The 15,844-nt window shown below is 65.7% G+C and carries 14 protein-coding genes and 2 riboswitches; of the genes, 9 read left to right on the top strand and 5 right to left on the bottom strand.

Annotated features, from left to right (window positions below):
* Nucleotides 1-5 precede the first annotated feature (5 nt).
* A riboswitch (cyclic di-AMP (ydaO/yuaA leader) is annotated at nt 6-179 on the top strand.
* A 2-nt stretch (nt 180-181) separates the two neighbouring features.
* The 6 genes from IWX62_RS10265 to IWX62_RS10235 all read left to right on the top strand — a co-directional run bounded on the left by IWX62_RS10265 (nt 182) and on the right by IWX62_RS10235 (nt 6,033).
* A complete protein-coding gene (locus IWX62_RS10265) occupies nt 182-985 on the top strand; it encodes a M23 family metallopeptidase (RefSeq protein ID WP_333483353.1) in 804 nt (267 codons plus the stop codon).
* Between the two features lie 124 nt (nt 986-1,109).
* A riboswitch (cyclic di-AMP (ydaO/yuaA leader) is annotated at nt 1,110-1,273 on the top strand.
* Nucleotides 1,274-1,278: 5 nt separating this feature from the next.
* Entirely contained in the window at nt 1,279-2,106 is an 828-nt protein-coding gene (locus IWX62_RS10260; RefSeq protein WP_196841315.1) for a hypothetical protein, read from the top strand.
* Between the two features lie 29 nt (nt 2,107-2,135).
* Entirely contained in the window at nt 2,136-3,011 is an 876-nt protein-coding gene (locus IWX62_RS10255) for an NlpC/P60 family protein (RefSeq protein WP_196841314.1), read from the top strand.
* A 261-nt stretch (nt 3,012-3,272) separates the two neighbouring features.
* A complete protein-coding gene (locus tag IWX62_RS10250) occupies nt 3,273-3,773 on the top strand; it encodes an HNH endonuclease (RefSeq protein ID WP_196841313.1) in 501 nt (166 codons plus the stop codon).
* Nucleotides 3,770-4,720 (top strand): NTP transferase domain-containing protein, encoded by a 951-nt coding sequence (locus tag IWX62_RS10245; RefSeq protein WP_333483352.1) that lies wholly within the window; start codon nt 3,770-3,772, stop codon nt 4,718-4,720. Before IWX62_RS10250 ends, IWX62_RS10245 begins: the two co-directional genes overlap by 4 nt.
* Nucleotides 4,717-6,033: a molybdopterin molybdotransferase MoeA gene (locus IWX62_RS10235; RefSeq protein WP_196841312.1), complete on the top strand. Its 1,317-nt coding sequence runs from the start codon at nt 4,717-4,719 to the stop codon at nt 6,031-6,033. The genes IWX62_RS10245 and IWX62_RS10235 overlap by 4 nt, the downstream gene beginning before the upstream one ends.
* A gap of 124 nt (nt 6,034-6,157) precedes the next feature.
* Here IWX62_RS10235 and IWX62_RS10230 read toward each other — a convergent pair whose 3' ends face one another.
* Entirely contained in the window at nt 6,158-8,479 is a 2,322-nt protein-coding gene (locus tag IWX62_RS10230; RefSeq protein ID WP_196841311.1) for an FdhF/YdeP family oxidoreductase, read from the bottom strand.
* Between the two features lie 64 nt (nt 8,480-8,543).
* Between IWX62_RS10230 and fdhD the strand changes: the two genes are divergently transcribed.
* Both fdhD and IWX62_RS10220 read left to right on the top strand, forming a co-directional pair.
* The gene (gene fdhD / locus IWX62_RS10225) at nt 8,544-9,383 is read left to right on the top strand and encodes a formate dehydrogenase accessory sulfurtransferase FdhD (protein WP_196841310.1); all 840 of its coding nucleotides are present in this window, start codon (nt 8,544-8,546) and stop codon (nt 9,381-9,383) included.
* A 29-nt stretch (nt 9,384-9,412) separates the two neighbouring features.
* Nucleotides 9,413-10,468, top strand: a complete 1,056-nt coding sequence (locus IWX62_RS10220; protein ID WP_196841309.1) for an LLM class flavin-dependent oxidoreductase — start codon at nt 9,413-9,415, stop codon at nt 10,466-10,468.
* A gap of 133 nt (nt 10,469-10,601) precedes the next feature.
* On the opposite strand, the gene IWX62_RS10215 is transcribed toward IWX62_RS10220, so the two are convergent.
* The 4 genes from IWX62_RS10215 to IWX62_RS10200 are packed head-to-tail and all read right to left on the bottom strand — an operon-like array spanning nt 10,602 to nt 13,741.
* Nucleotides 10,602-11,417 (bottom strand): DUF1684 domain-containing protein, encoded by an 816-nt coding sequence (locus IWX62_RS10215; protein ID WP_196841308.1) that lies wholly within the window; start codon nt 11,415-11,417, stop codon nt 10,602-10,604.
* A gap of 34 nt (nt 11,418-11,451) precedes the next feature.
* Nucleotides 11,452-12,243 carry an amino acid ABC transporter ATP-binding protein gene (locus IWX62_RS10210; RefSeq protein WP_333483351.1) on the bottom strand — a complete coding sequence of 264 codons (792 nt, stop codon included), beginning with the start codon at nt 12,241-12,243 and terminating at the stop codon, nt 11,452-11,454.
* Complete coding sequence (locus IWX62_RS10205; RefSeq protein WP_196841355.1) at nt 12,230-12,889, bottom strand: amino acid ABC transporter permease; 660 nt, start codon at nt 12,887-12,889, stop codon at nt 12,230-12,232. The genes IWX62_RS10210 and IWX62_RS10205 overlap by 14 nt, the downstream gene beginning before the upstream one ends.
* Nucleotides 12,890-12,916: 27 nt before the next feature.
* Nucleotides 12,917-13,741 carry an amino acid ABC transporter substrate-binding protein gene (locus IWX62_RS10200; RefSeq protein WP_196841307.1) on the bottom strand — a complete coding sequence of 275 codons (825 nt, stop codon included), beginning with the start codon at nt 13,739-13,741 and terminating at the stop codon, nt 12,917-12,919.
* A gap of 216 nt (nt 13,742-13,957) precedes the next feature.
* On the opposite strand from IWX62_RS10200, the gene IWX62_RS10195 reads away from it, so the two are divergent.
* Nucleotides 13,958-15,841, top strand: a complete 1,884-nt coding sequence (locus IWX62_RS10195; RefSeq protein ID WP_196841306.1) for an ABC transporter ATP-binding protein — start codon at nt 13,958-13,960, stop codon at nt 15,839-15,841.
* Nucleotides 15,842-15,844: the final 3 nt, after the last annotated feature.

Raw genomic sequence — 15,844 nt, 5'->3', positions numbered from 1 at the left:
GTCAGCGGATCAGGATGCTGAGAACCCGTGACAGGGGCGGAGGACCCATCGATGACGGCTGTTTCGCCGCCTTGGGGTGAAGTCCGGATCCGGTGCCGCGTCAGTGGACCAGATCAGGACCGAGTTCTTTCCCGACTCGAATCCGACAGCTAACTTCGCAGGCATATACGAAAGGGACCCTTTGTCGAAGCACCATGCTTCGGGACGCCGCCGTGCCGGTGCCCCAGTACCAATAGCGCGCCCGAGAGACGCCCAGCGGCTCGAGCGACGACGTCGGGCCACCCGGGTCCGAAGCGACCTTTCGCTGACCGGGATGAGCCAGAAGGTGGCCATTGCCGCCGCCGCGTCAGGGCTGGTCCTCACCATCGCGCTGCCCACCACTGCCGCGTCCATTCCGGCCGGGGAGACGGCTGCCGCCACCGGTGAGGCCGTTGCTGCCGCCGAAACGACAGTTGCACCGCGGGATATCACGGTTCCCGACGCCGCACTGGTTGATTTCAGCCGCACCGCACTGCAGAGCACGTTCGACGCCGACGCCAAACTCACCGAGATCATGACCGCCGCAGGGTCCGCGGCCGTGCCTGCCGCAGCCAGGGGATCGTTGTCCGCGCCGCTGGACGATCTCATCATGACCTCACCCTTCGGTTACCGGGTCAGTCCGATTACCGGGATGGGTGGGGAACTCCACTCCGGACAGGACTTCAGTAGCTCCTGCGGCACCGAAGTGTTGTCCGCAGCGGCCGGCACCGTCACCTTCGCCGGCTGGCACCCCTACGGCGGAGGAAACCGTGTGGTGATCGACCACGGCAACGGACTTGAATCCACCTACAACCACCTCTCGCTCAGCAGCGTCAAGGAGGGGCAAAAGGTTGACCGCGGCGAGGCAGTCGCACAGAGCGGCAGCACCGGCGCCTCGACCGGGTGCCACCTCCACTTCGAAGTGATGGTTGACGGCCAGACCGTCGACCCCATGGGCTGGCTGTAACCAAGGCCACACCGTTCCGTGACCGGAATGTGACATTGTGGCCGATCTGCTGTACCGTCGATCCCGTGCCAAATTCTTATAGGTTTGGCACTCCCGAGCAGATCGCCTAGCTCTGCCACTGCCCGGGGTCCGTTCGCACAATTCGCATGGCAGAGGCGGGGGAACCAATTAGTGGATTTCGCAAGAAATCCTTGGGGTTAAGTCGCATGTTTCCAACAGGAAAGTTGCGGCCGGGTGACTCCCATCCGAATCCGACAGCTCACCTCGCAGGCAATTGGGAGAGGCAATCAAACGTGTCAACTAGCTCTTCTCTGGGCCGCCACAGGGCCGCCCGCACGCACACCAGCCCCCTGACGGCGATCTCCACCGCTGTCTCCTCGAACGCCGGATCGGTAGGCCGCCAGGCCGCCGTCATCGTCGCAGCCTCAGGGCTTGTCCTGACTGCCGGATTGCCGGCACACGGGATCGGCGAGGCCGAGCGCGTTGCCCTCTCCACCCCCCTGAACTCGGTATCGGTGACCGCAGATGCAGTCAGCGCAGCCGCCACCGCGGAGATCACCTTCGAGCGCACCGCCGTCACGGCAACACCCGCCGTCGTGGAAGCTGCACCAGCCGTTGAGGTCCAGGCCGACGTCGTTGAGCCAGTAGCCGAAGCCGTTGCACCAGCCGCCGTCGTCGAACCCGTCGTGCAGGAAGCTGCCCCGGCCGCCGAGGCGCCGGTCGAGGCCCCCGCCGCTCCAGCACCTGCACCTGCTCCAGTCGCAGCAACTCCGGCGCCCGCCGCCGAGGAGCCAGCACCGGCAGCACCGTCCGGCAACATCGCAGCAGGGCTCGTCGGATCCGCCTACTCCCAGATTGGTGTTGCGCAGGATTGCACCGCCATGGTCGAGAAGGCACTTCGATCGGTCGGTAAGTCAGTCGGAGACATCGCCCCGAGCGGCTTCTTCGCCTTCGGTTCGGTTGTCGGTTCGCCGGCAGCAGGCGACCTGGTCATCACCGGCGGCCACGTGGCAATCTACGTCGGCAACGGCCAGGTCATCAGCGGTGGCCTGAACGGTATGAACACCGGCCTCCACTCCCTTTCAGACCTTCCCGGCGCAAGCTTCGTCCGCGTTAGCTAAGACCCCCTTAAACCTTGGAGAACGCAAGAATGACAACTCGCGCAGCAATTGCACGTCACCGCGCCGACAAGCGCCACGCCACCAACTTCTCGGCCCTGGCCAAGGCAGTCACTGAAAACGCCGGCGGTGTAGGCCGCCAGGCAGCAGTGATCGCCGCTGCCTCCGGCCTCGTCCTGACCGGCGGGGTGTCGGCGAACGCCGCTGACCTCTCGCTTGAGTCGGTCGAACGCGTCGCCCTCACCTCGGCCTTGGAGGTTCAGGTAGCGCCAACAGTTGTCGAGGCACCGGCCGACGCCGAGATCGCCTTCAACCGCACCCCGGTCAAGGCTGTTGCAGCCCCAGCCGTCGTCGAGGCACCAGTCGTCGAGGCACAGGCCGAGACCGTGGTCGAACTCGAGGAGGCTCCCGCAGTGGCTCCGGCCGCAGAGGTTGTTGACGCCGAGCCAGCACCCGCCGCCCCTGTTGCAGAGGTTAAGCAGGCAGCACCCGCCCAGGCAGCACCCGCCCAGGCGGCACCAGCCCAGGCAACACCAGTCGAAAAGCCAGCAGCCAAGGAAGCACCAGCAGTTTCCTCGGGAGTGGCAGCCACCATTGCCGCCGCGGCGCAGGGTCAGCTCGGGGTCACCCAGGACTGCACCCGCCTCGTCAGCAACGCCCTTGCCGCCGCCGGAATCAACTTCCACGGCTGGCCAGCAGGCTACCTGTCCCTGGGACGCACCGTTGGAGCCGGCGAAGCCATCCCCGGCGACCTCATCTACTATGCCGACGGTGGCGCCGGTGTTGCACACATCGCCGTCTACATCGGTGGCGGCCAGGCCGTCCACGGTGGTTTCAACGGCAACCAGACCGTCGTCGCACCAGCTGACCTCGGCTCAGGCCCCGTCTACATCCGCGTAGGCGGCTAAACCAGACAACGTGTGATCGGGAGGACCCGGGGATTCCGATCCCCGGGTCCTCCCGCTTTTAACCTCCGCTGCCCCGCCGCCATGCCGCTGTGGCCACGCCGCTCGTCCCAACGGCGCCGCGGGGCGACACGCCCTGGCCCGGGACGCCGGATTAGCAAACCGGGCGCCCGCCGAACTACCCTTACTTTAAATAAGTCAGTTGTCGTCCTGTTATCCCGGACCACAGGGACGCAGGCCCGGAGTCGGCAAAGAGGAATGTGCATGCGCACTCTCGTTCTGAATGCTGGATATGAGCCACTGGCGGTAGTGACCTTCCGCCGGGCGCTGGTCCTTGTGCTGGCGGGAAAGGCCAGCGTCGTCGCGGAGGGTGAGAACCCAGTGGTGGGACCCACCGATGTCCTGGGTCGTCCCTCGGTTATTCTGCTCAACCGCTATGTGAAGATCCCGTACCGTCACAGCGTTGTGGTGACGCGCAGGGGAGTGCTGCGGCGCGACAACCATCTGTGCGCCTACTGCGGGAAAAGTGCTTCAACTATCGATCATGTGTTTCCACGCTCCCGCGGGGGTGCGTCCAGTTGGGAGAATCTCGTGGCATGCTGCCTCCGCTGCAACAACGACAAGAGCGACAAGACCCTTGCCTCCCTGGGCTGGCAACTGCGGGTAACCCCTCAGCCACCGCGTGGCGCCTCCTGGCAGTACCGTGAAATTGAGCAACCCGCACCGCAGTGGAGCGCTTTTCTTCGGTCGGAGTCCGCCGCTTGAGTTCGTCAGCACCTCTCGATTTCCATGCGGTTGTGCTGTCCGGGGGCAGATCGTCGCGCCTCGGTGGCATCGCCAAGGCAGGCCTACACAGCGGGGGCCGCACGCTCCTCAGCCTGACCTGCGATGCCGTGGCTGCAGCCCGCCGCACCATCGTGGTCGGGCCGGACGCCGACGCGCGGCAGGACCATCCCAGCGCGGGCGGTTCGCCGGTGACGGACCGCGAGTTCGTCCGCGAGTCCCCTCCATTCGGTGGACCGGCCGCCGCCCTGGCCGCCGCCGTCGACCATCTCGGCGACGATGCCACCCCGTGGGTGCTGGTCCTCGCCTGCGACATGCCCCGGATCACGCACGCCATTCCGGCTCTGTTTGCTGCGGCGGCGCAGCGTCCCGAGGTCTCGGTGATGGCGCACGACCGCGGCCGGGACCAGCCGCTCGCTGCGCTGTACCGGCTGGACAGCCTGCGCGCCGCCGTCGCCGCGGTCCAGACCAACGGGGGAGCCCAGAATCTATCGATGAAGGCACTCCTTGCTAGGGTGCAATGGAGAGCAATCGACGTTCCGGCGGGAAGCACAGCTGACGTCGACACCTGGGCGGACGCCCAATCACTCGGTGTCTCAGGCACGGCACCGACCTCAACCTCAGGAGCAGCAATGAAAAAGCAGGACCAGATCCTTCAGGAGTGGAGCGCCCAGCTCATTGAAGCCTTCGAACTTGAGGGCACCACCATCGACATCGATGCCATCCTGTCCCTCGCCGGGGATGCGGCGCACTCCATTGTGCGGCCCGCGGCACCTCTGACCACCTTCATTGCGGGCTACGCCGCTGGCCTCGCGGTAGGCAGCCAGCAGGCCACCGAGGCCGTGGCCATGGAATCGGCCATTGAGGCCGCCCGCAGGCAATGCCCCACCGGGGAAGCAGCCGAGCCTACGCCGACAGATGCCCCGTGAGCGAAGCCCCCGTGAACGAATCCACGACTGCTGCAACGCCGCCGACCGACCCGGCTGAGATCCCAGCCACCGGACGGAACCTCGGGTGGGAACAGGCGCGCCGCGCGGCCTACGACGCGGGAACACCGCTCGTGAACCAGACGGTCCCCCTGTCCGAAGCGCTGGGCCAGACACTGGCCGAGCCGGTCCGGGCGCTGCAGGCCATCCCGCACTACGCCTCATCGGCTATGGATGGGTGGGCAGTCAGCGGCAACCCGCCCTGGCAACTGGTCAGCCACGCCCCGAAAGAGGAGCATCCCTGGCAGCGCCCCGCACCGCACCGCGACTCGGGTGCTGGACCGTTGTCCTCTGGAGAGGCGACGTTCATCCTCACCGGCGGTGTCGTCCCCGATGGCACTTCAGGAATCCTGCGGATGGAGCACGGAGCCGTCCGGGGAGACCTCCTGGACCGTAACGACCGGGCACGCCAGGACGAGCCACGACCACAGGAGCACATTCGTCCGGCCGGGGAAGAGGCCCCCGAGGGTAGCGAAACTATTCCCGCGAACGTCACGCTGAACCCGGCGCAGATCGCACTCGCGGCTGTCTGCGGGTACGACACCCTTCCTGTGCTGCGCGCCCCCCGCGTCTCGCTGCTCCTGACGGGGGACGAGGTCATCGAGGCGGGTCTGCCCGAGCCCGGACAGGTCCGCGACACGTTCGGCCCCCAACTCCCCGGCCTGGTCCAGATGATGGGCGGGCATGTCGACACCTCCGGCCGCGCCAAGGACGACCTTGACGACGTCGTCGCCGCCATCAGCGCCGAGGCCCTCGACGAGCTGTCCCTCGCCCGAGCCTCCGGAGACCTCTTGATCACCACCGGTGGTACGGGCAGCTCGTCAGCGGATCACATCCGGCGTGCGCTGGAAACCCTCGAGGCTGAGTTCATCATCGACGGCATCGCCATGCGCCCAGGACACCCGACGCTGCTGGCGCAGCTCAAGGATGGGCGGTTCCTGGTGGGACTGCCGGGGAACCCGCTGGCAGCGATGATGGCCATGTTCACCGTCGTAGGACCGCTGTTGGCGGGGTTGCGGGGTGCACCCTTCCCTGAAACCGAGGAAACGACGGTGGGCGAGGATTTCGACGATTTGCCCGGACGGAGCCGGTTGGTGCCGTACCGGCTCGAGTCCGGCCGGGCTGTGGCAGCAACACATCAGCGCTCGGGCATGCTCCGCGGCCTGGCCTCTGCGAGCGGGGTGATGGTGGTACCCGCCGAAGGGTGTGTTGCCGGAGACCGGGTGCAGGCCCTGAAGTTGCCCTGGATCAGCTAGCTCTTGTTCGCGAACACGCCGCCGGTTCGCATCCTGCGAACCTGTCCTGACAGACAGAAGCCCCCGTTCACGTGAACGGGGGCTTCTGTCTGTCAGGACCTGTCTAGATCACCGCGAGCTCAGCTCAGGCGATTTTCTCGAGGCGGATGATGACCGACTTGGAGGTTGGCGTTCCGCTGACGTCGGCCGTTGAGTCCAACGGCACCAGAACGTTGGTTTCCGGGTAGTAGGCGGCGGCGCAGCCCCGCGGGGTGGGGTAGGTGACGGCCCGGAAGTTCTCGGCCCGCCGTTCCACACCATCGGAGAACTGGGACACCAGGTGCACGATCTCCCCTTCGGCAATCCCTGCGGCTGCCAGGTCGTCTTCGTGCACCAGCACCACCCGTCGTCCGCCGTGGATGCCGCGGTAGCGGTCGTCCTTGCCGTAGATCGTGGTGTTGTACTGGTCGTGTGACCGGAGCGTCTGCAGCAGGAGCCTGCCCTCGGGGATTTTCGGGTACTCGAGGGTGTTACCGGTGAAGACTGCCTTGCCGGACGGGGTGGTGAACTTCCGGCCATCACGTGGTCCGTTGGGCAGCACAAAACCGCCGGTCTCGATCCGGGTGTTGTAGTTCTCGAAGCCCGGGATGACAGCTTCGATGTGGTTCCGGATCACCGAATAGTCGGCCTGCGCTGCCACCCAGTCGAGTTGAGGGGCGTTGTCGCGGAACGGGCTCTCGGGGCGGGCGAACAACCGGTCGCCGAGCTCGCAGACGATCGAGATTTCCGAGCGCACGTCCGGGCCCGGTGGGCGGAGCCGCCCACGTGACGCGTGGACGGCGCTCATCGAGTCTTCGACGGTGACACGCTGGTCACCGCTGGCCTGGGTGTCTTTGTCCGTCCGGCCCAGGGCCGGAAGGATCAGGGCGCGGCGGCCGGTGATCAGGTGGGAGCGGTTCATCTTCGTGGACACCTGCACCGTCAGACGCGTACTGCGCAGCGCCTTGTCGGTGACGTCCGAGTCGGGCGTGGCCCGTACAAAGTTGCCGCCCATCGCCATGAAAACCTTGGCGCCGCCGTCGCGCATCGACCGGATGGCTGCGACGACGTCGAAGCCGTGCTTCCGGGGCGAGGTGAAGTTGAAGTGGGAGTCCAGGGAGTCGTGGAATCCATCGGGCATGCGCTCGAAGATACCCATGGTGCGGTCGCCCTGCACGTTGGAGTGGCCGCGCACCGGGCAGACGCCGGCTCCCGGCTTGCCGATATTGCCCTGCAGCAACAGCACATTGACCACATCGCGCAGCGTCGCCACTGAGTGCTTGTGCTGGGTCAGTCCCATGGCCCAGCACACCACGGTGCCGGGGGAGCCGATCATCCGGTCGCCCACCGAGGTGATCTGCGACTTGGGGATACCGCTGGCGTCGACAATCTCGTCCCAGGAAACGTCACGGAGCTCCTGCAGATACTCCTCCAGGCCGGAGGTGTGCTCCTTGATGAACTCGTGGTCGAAGACCGTCCCGGTCTTCTCCTCCTGCTCCAGCAGGTACTTGCCCAGACCCTGGAACAGAGCCTGGTCCCCGCCGAGGCGGATCTGGAGGAAGTCGTCGGCCAGCTGGGTGCCGCCGCCGAACTTGGTGCCGAGGATGCCGGAGATTTTCTGCGGGTTCTCGAAGCGCAGCAGTCCCGCTTCGGGCAGCGGGTTGATCGCAACGATCTGGCCGCCGTTCTTCTTCGCCTTCTCCAGCGACGTCAGCATGCGCGGGTGGTTGGTGCCGGGGTTCTGCCCGGCCACCAGGATCAGCGGAGCCTTGTCGACGTCCTCGAGGGACACCGTCCCCTTGCCGATGCCGATGGTCTGCGTCAGTGCGGAGCCTGAGGACTCATGGCACATGTTGGAGCAGTCGGGGAGGTTGTTGGTGCCGATCCCGCGCACCATCAGCTGGTACAGGAATGCTGCCTCGTTGGAGGTGCGCCCCGAGGTGTAAAACACAGCCTCGTCGGGGCTGTCCAGTCCTGCGAGCTCCTCGACGATGATGTCGTAGGCCGTGTCCCAGGACACGGGACGGTAATGGGTGCCGCCCTCGTCCAGGAGCATCGGGTGGGTGATGCGGCCCTGCTGGCCGAGCCAGTACTCGTCACGCTCGTTGAGTTCTTCAATCGAGTACTTTTCGAAGAACGACGGCGTCACGGTGCGGCGGGTTGCTTCTTCGGCGACAGCCTTGGCGCCGTTTTCGCAGAACTCCGCTGTGTGCCGTTTGTCGCCCTCGGGCCAGGCGCAGCCCATGCAGTCGAAACCCTTGACCTGGTTCACTGCCAGCAGCGTCTGCGCGCTGCGCACTGGACCCATCTGGTCCAGCGAAATTTTCAGGGAATTAAGGACGGCGGGAAGTCCCACCGCCTGCCGCTTCGGCTTACCGACCTTAATCTCGGCTTCGTTGATTCCATCTTTAGGCGCACGAGTCGCCATAGCCATCACATCCTTGGGTCAGAAGTCCACTAGTCTCATCCTAGGACAATGGCAGGAGTACAAATTGAAGAAGCGCGTGAGTCAGCGCCGCCAAATTACCCGATTCCGTGTTGGCGCAACGGAAAACGGCACCAGCCGGCGCGAGGATATCCTCGCCGGCGAGGAACCGTTGGAGATCCGTTTGGGGTCCCGGTCCTTTTCAGTGACCATGCGCACCCCCGGGGACGACTTCGACCTGGTGACCGGTTTCCTGGTCTCCGAGGGGATCATCTGGGAGCCCGGGCAGCTGATCAGCCTCCGCTATTGTGCAGGGGTGGATGACGCGGGACAACAGACCTTCAACGTGGTGGAGTCCCAGCTCAGGCCCGATGTGGTGCTGCCGGACACCGCCATGGAACGCCACGTGTACACCTCAAGTTCCTGCGGGATCTGCGGCACAGCCTCCATCGACGCGGTCCGCAAGTCCTCCCGCTTCGACGTTCACGACGACGACGCCCAGGTCACGCTTCCCGCACTCGCCGGGTTGCCCGACCGGCTGCGGGAATCGCAGAAATTGTTCGACTCCACCGGTGGCGTGCACGCGGCGGGGCTGTTCACCCGTGACGGCGAATTGTTATGCCTTCGTGAGGACGTGGGCAGGCACAACGCCGTGGACAAGGTGGTGGGCTGGGCCCTGCGCGAAGGAATGCTGCCGCTGAAGGGGACCATCCTCCAGGTCTCGGGGCGCGCCTCGTTTGAACTGGTGCAGAAGGCGCAGCTCGCGGGGATCCCCGTGTTGTCCGCCGTCAGCGCGCCGTCTTCCTTGGCTGCCGACCTCGCCGAAGACACCGGCATCACCCTGGTGGGTTTCAGCCGCGGCACCTCGCTGAACTGCTACACCCACCCGCAGCGGATTGCCGCTTAGGCCCACCGACGCCAGGGACTGCTCGCACCATGGAACTCGGCATCTACAGCTTCGGCGACATCCACCCGAACCCGGTGACGGGGGAGCGGGTCTCACCGCAACAGCGCATGGCCGACCTGCTGGAACGGGCCAGACTCGCCGATCAGGTGGGGCTGGACTATTTCGGCATCGGTGAGCATCACCGGCCGGACTACGCTGTCTCGTCGGTGGTGCCCGTTCTTGCGGCCGCCGCGGCGCAGACCACCTCGATCCATGTCGGCTCGGCGGTGACCGTCCTGAGCACCGAGGACCCGGTGCGGGTCTACCAGCAGTTCGCCACCCTCGACCTGCTCTCCGGTGGCCGCGCCGAGCTGACAGCCGGGCGGGGGTCCTTCATCGAGTCGTACCCGCTGTTCGGGGCGGAACTCGGCGACTACGAGGAGCTGTACGAGGAGAAGATCCGGCTCCTGCTGCAGCTCGACGCCGCCGATCGCATCACCTGGACTGGCAAGTTCCGGGCAGCGTTGGATGATGCGCTGATCCTGCCGCGGCCCACTTCGGGACATCTGGACATCTGGATCGCTACCGGCGGCACGCCGGCATCATCGGTGCGTGCTGCCAGGCTTGGCACGCCGGTGATCTTTGCGTTGCTCGGTGGAACGGTGGGGAACTTCGCCCAGCACGCACAGCTGTACCGCGAGACGGCTGCCAAGGCAGGGCATGATCCCGCCTCACTGAAGGTGGGCCTGAGCGGCGTCGGGCTAGTCCTGAGGAAGGACGCACAGACCGTTTTCAAGCCGTACTGGCTGGACACGATGAAGCGGATCTCCTCGGAGCGCGGCTTCCCGATGCCGAGTGAGGTCACCTACAACATGCAGGCGGCACGTTCAGGGGCGGTGTTTGTGGGGAACCCTGAGGAAGTGGCGGAGAAGATTGTGCTGGCCCACTCCCAGATGCGCCACGACCGGCACATCCTGCAGCTGGACTGGTCCTCCGTGCCGCAGGCCCAGGTGCTGGAATCGATCGAACTTCTCGGCACCGAGGTGCTCCCTTTGGTACGCCGCGAGCTGGGCGTGACGGCGGCCTCGGCCATGCCGCACCGGTGAGCAAACCGGGCTGAGGGGGGCAATCTGGACATCCGGGGTGGAAATGTCGGCCGCCGATGTCGATTTTCCTCACCGGAGCGGGTTAGGCGGGGATCGACGGCGACGGCGACGGTGACGGTGACGGCAGGCCCGGTCAGTCGGGGCGGCGTTCCCCGGCCTCCACCGGGACGCCCACCCGGTTCCCCTCCACCGGCATGGGGCAGGTGCCAAAGGGCGTGAAGGCGCTCGGGTAGTTCAGCGACCGGTTGAAGTCGAGGGTAACCAGCCCGCCGGGGGTCACCCGGTCGGTGCTGAGGAAGCGCCACGCGGCGGTCGCGTGGTCGTTTGTTTCGTCGTGGAAGGCTACCTTCAGCGATCCCTCCTGCTGCTGTTCCGCGATGAGGGTGTGGGCAACACCGCCGAGGGTGAAGGAAACAGTTCCGGTGGCCCGCATGACGTCGGGGACCTCGGGGTGGGCGGTCGTGATGGGGGTCTCGCGGGGTTCCGGGTAGGCCGTGTAGCTGCCCTCGGTCACGGCGCCGGGTGTGTAGTCGTAGACCGGTACGCCGTCGAACCCGGTGTACGTGGGCGCGGTGTTGTCCCGCGTACGGACCACGTAGCGGTTCCCGCGAACAGCGAGTTCCACCACGGTGTCATGGTGGCGCACCCAGTTGACGGAATCGCCGTCGGCCAATGCCAGAGTGACGGTTCCGTCGACCGGCAGGCCGGTGCTGACCATGGTCAAACCGTCCCGTGCCGCAGCCGTGAGGACCGCGCCTGGACCGTTGCCGGGTTCGCTGGCGCTCCAGTTCCCTGGCACCAGATCAAGGGGCGCAGGCTGGGCCGGAAGCCACTGCAACGAGGTGAGGGTCAGCCAGCCATGCTCCGCAGCCAGGGACGTGTCCCGGCGCTCGCGGAAGCTGCGCCACTGGTGGGCGTCCTCTAGCTGGCCAGCGGTGAGCTGGGGCATCGTCGATCTCCTGACGGGTGCAGTGATACGTGGATCAGAATGGGTGAAGGAGGCGCTGCACGAATCGTTTGGTGCGCTCCTCCCGGGGGGCGCGCAACACGGTGTCGGGATGCCCGCGTTCAATCACCACGCCGCCGTCCATGAAGACCACCTCATCGGCGACTTCGCGGGCGAACGCCAGCTCATGGGTGACGATCACCATGGTCCACCGTTCGTCGGCGAGTTCCTTGATCACGGTCAACACCTCACCCACCAATTCCGGGTCGAGTGCCGAGGTGGGCTCATCGAACAGCAGCAGTGCGGGCTTGAGGGCCAGGGCGCGGACAATACCGACCCGCTGCTGTTGCCCGCCCGAGAGCTCGAACGGGTACTGGTCTTTCTTGTCGGCCAGCCCCACCCGTGCCAGCAGCGACTCGGCGTCCCGGATGGCGTCGGCCCGGCGGGTTTTCTTCACCTGTACCGGTCCCTCGATCACATTCTCCAGAACGGTCATGTGGGGAAACAGGTTGTAGTGCTGAAAGACCATGGCACTCTGGTCCCGCAGCGCCGACAGGTCCTTCGTTTTGACCTGGCCGCCGAAGTCCAGGGACGGGCCGCCGGCAATCGAGACGACACCGCCGTCGGGAGTTTCAAGCCCATTGAGGCACCTCAGTACAGTGGTTTTGCCGGAACCGGACGGGCCGATCAGCGCCGTCACGCGCCCCGGCTGGACGGCAAGGTCAATCGACTTCAGCACGACATTCTCGCCAAAGGACTTGTTCAGGCCGGTGACCGTCAGCAGGTTGCCCTGCTGGCCGGTGGCGCTGGTGGGTTCAGTGTGCGACATAGCGATCCAACCTCTTCTCCAGGTAGGACTGCCCGCTGGAAAGGGCGAGGCAGAACACCCAGTAGACCAGTGCGGCCTCCAGATACAACAACATGAATTGCTGGCTGAACGCAGCGATTTCCTCTGCCTGCCTGAACAGCTCGGTCACCAGGATCAGCGATGCAAGGGAGGTGTCCTTCACGAGGCTGATAAAAGTGTTGGACAGCGGCGGGACCGAGACGCGGGCGGCCTGGGGCAGGATGATGCGGCGCATCGTGCGGGCGCGTGACATCCCGATGGTGTGCCCCGCCTCCCACTGGCCTTTGGGCACCGACAGGATCGCTGCGCGGATAATCTCGGCCGCATAACCCGCCACATTCAGGGAGAACGCGATGATGGCGCTCGGCCAGGGAGGAATCACCACGCCGATTGACGGCAGGCCGTAGAAGATGACGAACAGCTGCACCAACAGGGGGGTACCCCTGATGATCGATACGTACGTCCTGGCCACTCCTGACGCGAACCGGTTGCTGCTCAACCGCATCAGGGCGATCAGCAACGCCAGAAGCAGGCCGAGGACAAACGACGCTAGGGACAGTGGGATGGTGCCTGTCAGCCCAGCCAGGACCAGCGGGCCGAGCGAATCCCAGAACAGTGTCCAGTCGATGGTGTTCCTCCGTGTACCTAGCCGGTGCTATTCGGTGACGTCGGAGCCGAAGTACTTCTCCGAGATCTCGGCAAGCGTACCGTCTGCGCGCAGGGAGGCGAGCGCCTCATCGACGGCGGCAATCAGGTCGTCGCTGCCCTTGGTGAAGGCGAAGGCGCTCAGCGACTCCTCATCGGTTTCGGCGGCAATCTTGATCGCATCGGTGGGGTTGGTCTGCTGGTAGTCCAGGTAGGTTAGCGTGTCGTTGATGGTGGCGTCGACCCGTCCCTGCTCAAGCAGGGTCACTGACTGCGCCCACCCTTCGACTGCCTCGATCTCGGCGCCGCTTTCCTGCGCCAGCGTGTGCCAGTTGCTGGTCAGCGACTGGGCAGTGGTCTTACCCTCAAGGTCCTCGAAGGAGGTGATCTCGGTGTTGTCGGCGGTGGTCACGATGACACCGGTGCTGACCGTGTAGGGGTCAGAGAAGTCGTAGGTTTCCAGGCGCTCATCGGTGATGGACACCTGGTTGGCGATGACGTCGAACCGGCCGGCGTCCAGTCCTGCGAAGATGGCGTCCCACTGCGTTTCCTCGAACTCTGCTTCAACACCGAGTTCAGCGGCGACGGCGGTGATGACCTCGACGTCGAACCCGGTCAGGTCGCCGACCCCGTCCTCGTGGAAGGTGAAGGGACGGTAGGTGCCCTCGGTGCCGACGGTGATGACTCCCGCGTCCTGGATCTCCTGGAGCGTGGTGGGTCCAGCGGACGCGCTGTCAGACGAACCTTCCGACGACTGCTCGCCGCCACCGCAGGCGGCCAGGGCGAGGGTAAGAGCGGCGGCTGCGCCAAGGATTGAAAGACGACGGGTGTTCATTGCTGGGTCCTTAATGACTGGAGGGTGTTGAGAGGTCTCTTGCCGTTCTACCGCGCCGGGTTGGGCTGGCACAAAGCGGGGAGCCACATAGTGCAACAAAGCCCTCAGCGAAATTAGTTCCGGAGACCCGTGTGATCTGGCCAACCCCGGTTCCCGACCCGCGCACCGCCGCGGTTGCGGGCATAAGCTGAAGGCCTGAGCAATGGAGGCTAGTACATGAGTATGGAAGGCGCGGCCTGGAACTCCCTTTACCGGATTTCCACCGCCAAGGACAGCAACAACAAATTCTCGAAGGAAACGCTGAAGCGGATCCTCGCGTTCGCTGTGCCCTACCGGACCAAACTGATCTTCTTTATCGCGCTGTCAGTGGTGTCGGCCTTCCTCGCCGTCGCGACGCCGGTCCTGGCCGGGCAGGTGGTCAACGAGATCATCGCTGGCACCGGACTGGAGACAGTGGTGTGGCTCGCCGTCGTCATCGCGCTGGTGGCGGTGGCCGACGCGGTGGTGAGCATGGCCACCCGGTGGTACTCCTCCCGCATCGGTGAGGGAGTCATCCTCGACCTGCGCACCAAGGTATTCGATCATGTGCAGAAAATGCCCATCGCCTTCTTCACCCGCACGCGGACCGGCGCCCTGGTCAGCAGGCTGAACAATGATGTGATCGGCGCCCAGCAGGCTTTCAGCGGCACCCTCTCCGGGGTGGTCAGCAACATCGTGGCGCTGGCACTGACGCTGATCGTCATGCTGACGACGTCGGTCCTGGTCACCGTGCTGGCCGTGGTGATGCTGCCCATCTTCCTGCTCCCCGCCCGCCGGATGGGCAACCGTCTCGCCGCCCTGCGCCGCGAAGCCGCCGACCACAACTCGGCGATGAGCACCCAGATGACCGAGCGCTTCTCCGCACCCGGAGCCACCCTGGTCAAACTGTTCGGCCGCCCACAGGAGGAGTCGCACGAATTCGCTGTCCGCGCCGCGCGGGTCCGCGACATCGGCGTGCGCATGGCCATGCTGCAATGGGTCTTCGTGACAGCGCTGATGCTGGTATCGGCGCTGGCACTTGCCCTGGTGTACGGCCTGGGCGGCGCACTTGCCCTCGGCGGGGCGCTGAACACCGGTGAAGTGGTGACGCTCGCGCTGCTGCTGACCCGCCTGTACGCACCCTTGACCAACCTGGCGAACGCCCGGGTGGAAATCATGAGCGCGCTGGTGAGCTTCGAGCGGGTGTTCGAGGTCCTCGACCTGGACCCCCTGATCAAGGAAAAGCCGCAGGCCGGCACCATCCCCGACGGTCCGGTGTCGGTGGAGTTCGACGATGTCCGGTTCGCCTACCCCTCGGCGGACAAGGTTTCGCTTGCCTCCCTCGAAGAGGTCGCCACCCTGGACACCCGCGGCGGCGAGGAAGTGCTGCACGGGGTGTCCTTCCGGGTGGAGCCCGGGCAGACCATCGCCCTCGTGGGCTCTTCGGGGGCCGGGAAGTCGACGATCGCCCAACTGCTGGCACGGCTGTACGACGTCGACAGCGGAGCCGTCCGACTGGCCGGCACCGATGTGCGGGACGTGACCTTCGAGTCGCTCCGCCACACCATGGGCATGGTCACCCAGGATGGCCACCTTTTCCACGAAACCATCAAATCCAACCTGTTGTTGGCCCGGCCCGAAGCGACGACTGACGAGATCTGGGATGCCATCCGGCGGGCCCGGTTGGAGCCACTGATCCGGTCCCTCCCTGACCAGCTGGACACCATGGTGGGGGAGCGGGGCTACCGGCTTTCCGGCGGTGAACGCCAGCGGATGACGATCGCCAGGCTCCTGCTGGCCCAGCCGCGGGTGGTCATCCTCGACGAGGCGACGGCCGCACTCGACTCGACCTCCGAGGCTGCAGTGCAGGCAGCGCTCAGCGAAGCCCTTGAGGGCCGAACCGCGATCGTCATCGCGCACCGGCTCTCGACCATCCGCAGCGCGGACCAGATTCTGGTGATCGAGGATGGTCAGATCGCCGAGCGAGGCAACCACGATGAACTGCTGGAGCGTGGTGGCCGGTACGCGGAACTGCACCGCACCCAGTTCGCGGTCAAGAAGGTCGTGGTTCCGGGGCTCTAGGTC

Origin of the sequence: Arthrobacter sp. CAN_A1, assembly GCF_015751665.1 — a bacterium.
Taxonomy (GTDB): Bacteria; Actinomycetota; Actinomycetes; order Actinomycetales; family Micrococcaceae; genus Arthrobacter_D.
Note: the sequence above shows the minus strand (reverse complement) of the source record. Positions and strands in the feature narration are given on the sequence as shown.

What these genes read in the sequence shown, in the direction of transcription:
- IWX62_RS10255 (WP_196841314.1), top strand. Translation starts at nt 2,136, where the DNA reads ATGACAACTCGCGCAGCAATTGCACGTCACCGCGCCGACAAGCGCCAC.
- IWX62_RS10250 (WP_196841313.1), top strand. Translation starts at nt 3,273, where the DNA reads ATGCGCACTCTCGTTCTGAATGCTGGATATGAGCCACTGGCGGTAGTG.
- IWX62_RS10230 (WP_196841311.1), bottom strand. Translation starts at nt 8,479, where the DNA reads ATGGCGACTCGTGCGCCTAAAGATGGAATCAACGAAGCCGAGATTAAG.
- IWX62_RS10220 (WP_196841309.1), top strand. Translation starts at nt 9,413, where the DNA reads ATGGAACTCGGCATCTACAGCTTCGGCGACATCCACCCGAACCCGGTG.
- IWX62_RS10215 (WP_196841308.1), bottom strand. Translation starts at nt 11,417, where the DNA reads ATGCCCCAGCTCACCGCTGGCCAGCTAGAGGACGCCCACCAGTGGCGC.
- IWX62_RS10210 (WP_333483351.1), bottom strand. Translation starts at nt 12,243, where the DNA reads ATGTCGCACACTGAACCCACCAGCGCCACCGGCCAGCAGGGCAACCTG.
- IWX62_RS10200 (WP_196841307.1), bottom strand. Translation starts at nt 13,741, where the DNA reads ATGAACACCCGTCGTCTTTCAATCCTTGGCGCAGCCGCCGCTCTTACC.
- IWX62_RS10195 (WP_196841306.1), top strand. Translation starts at nt 13,958, where the DNA reads ATGAGTATGGAAGGCGCGGCCTGGAACTCCCTTTACCGGATTTCCACC.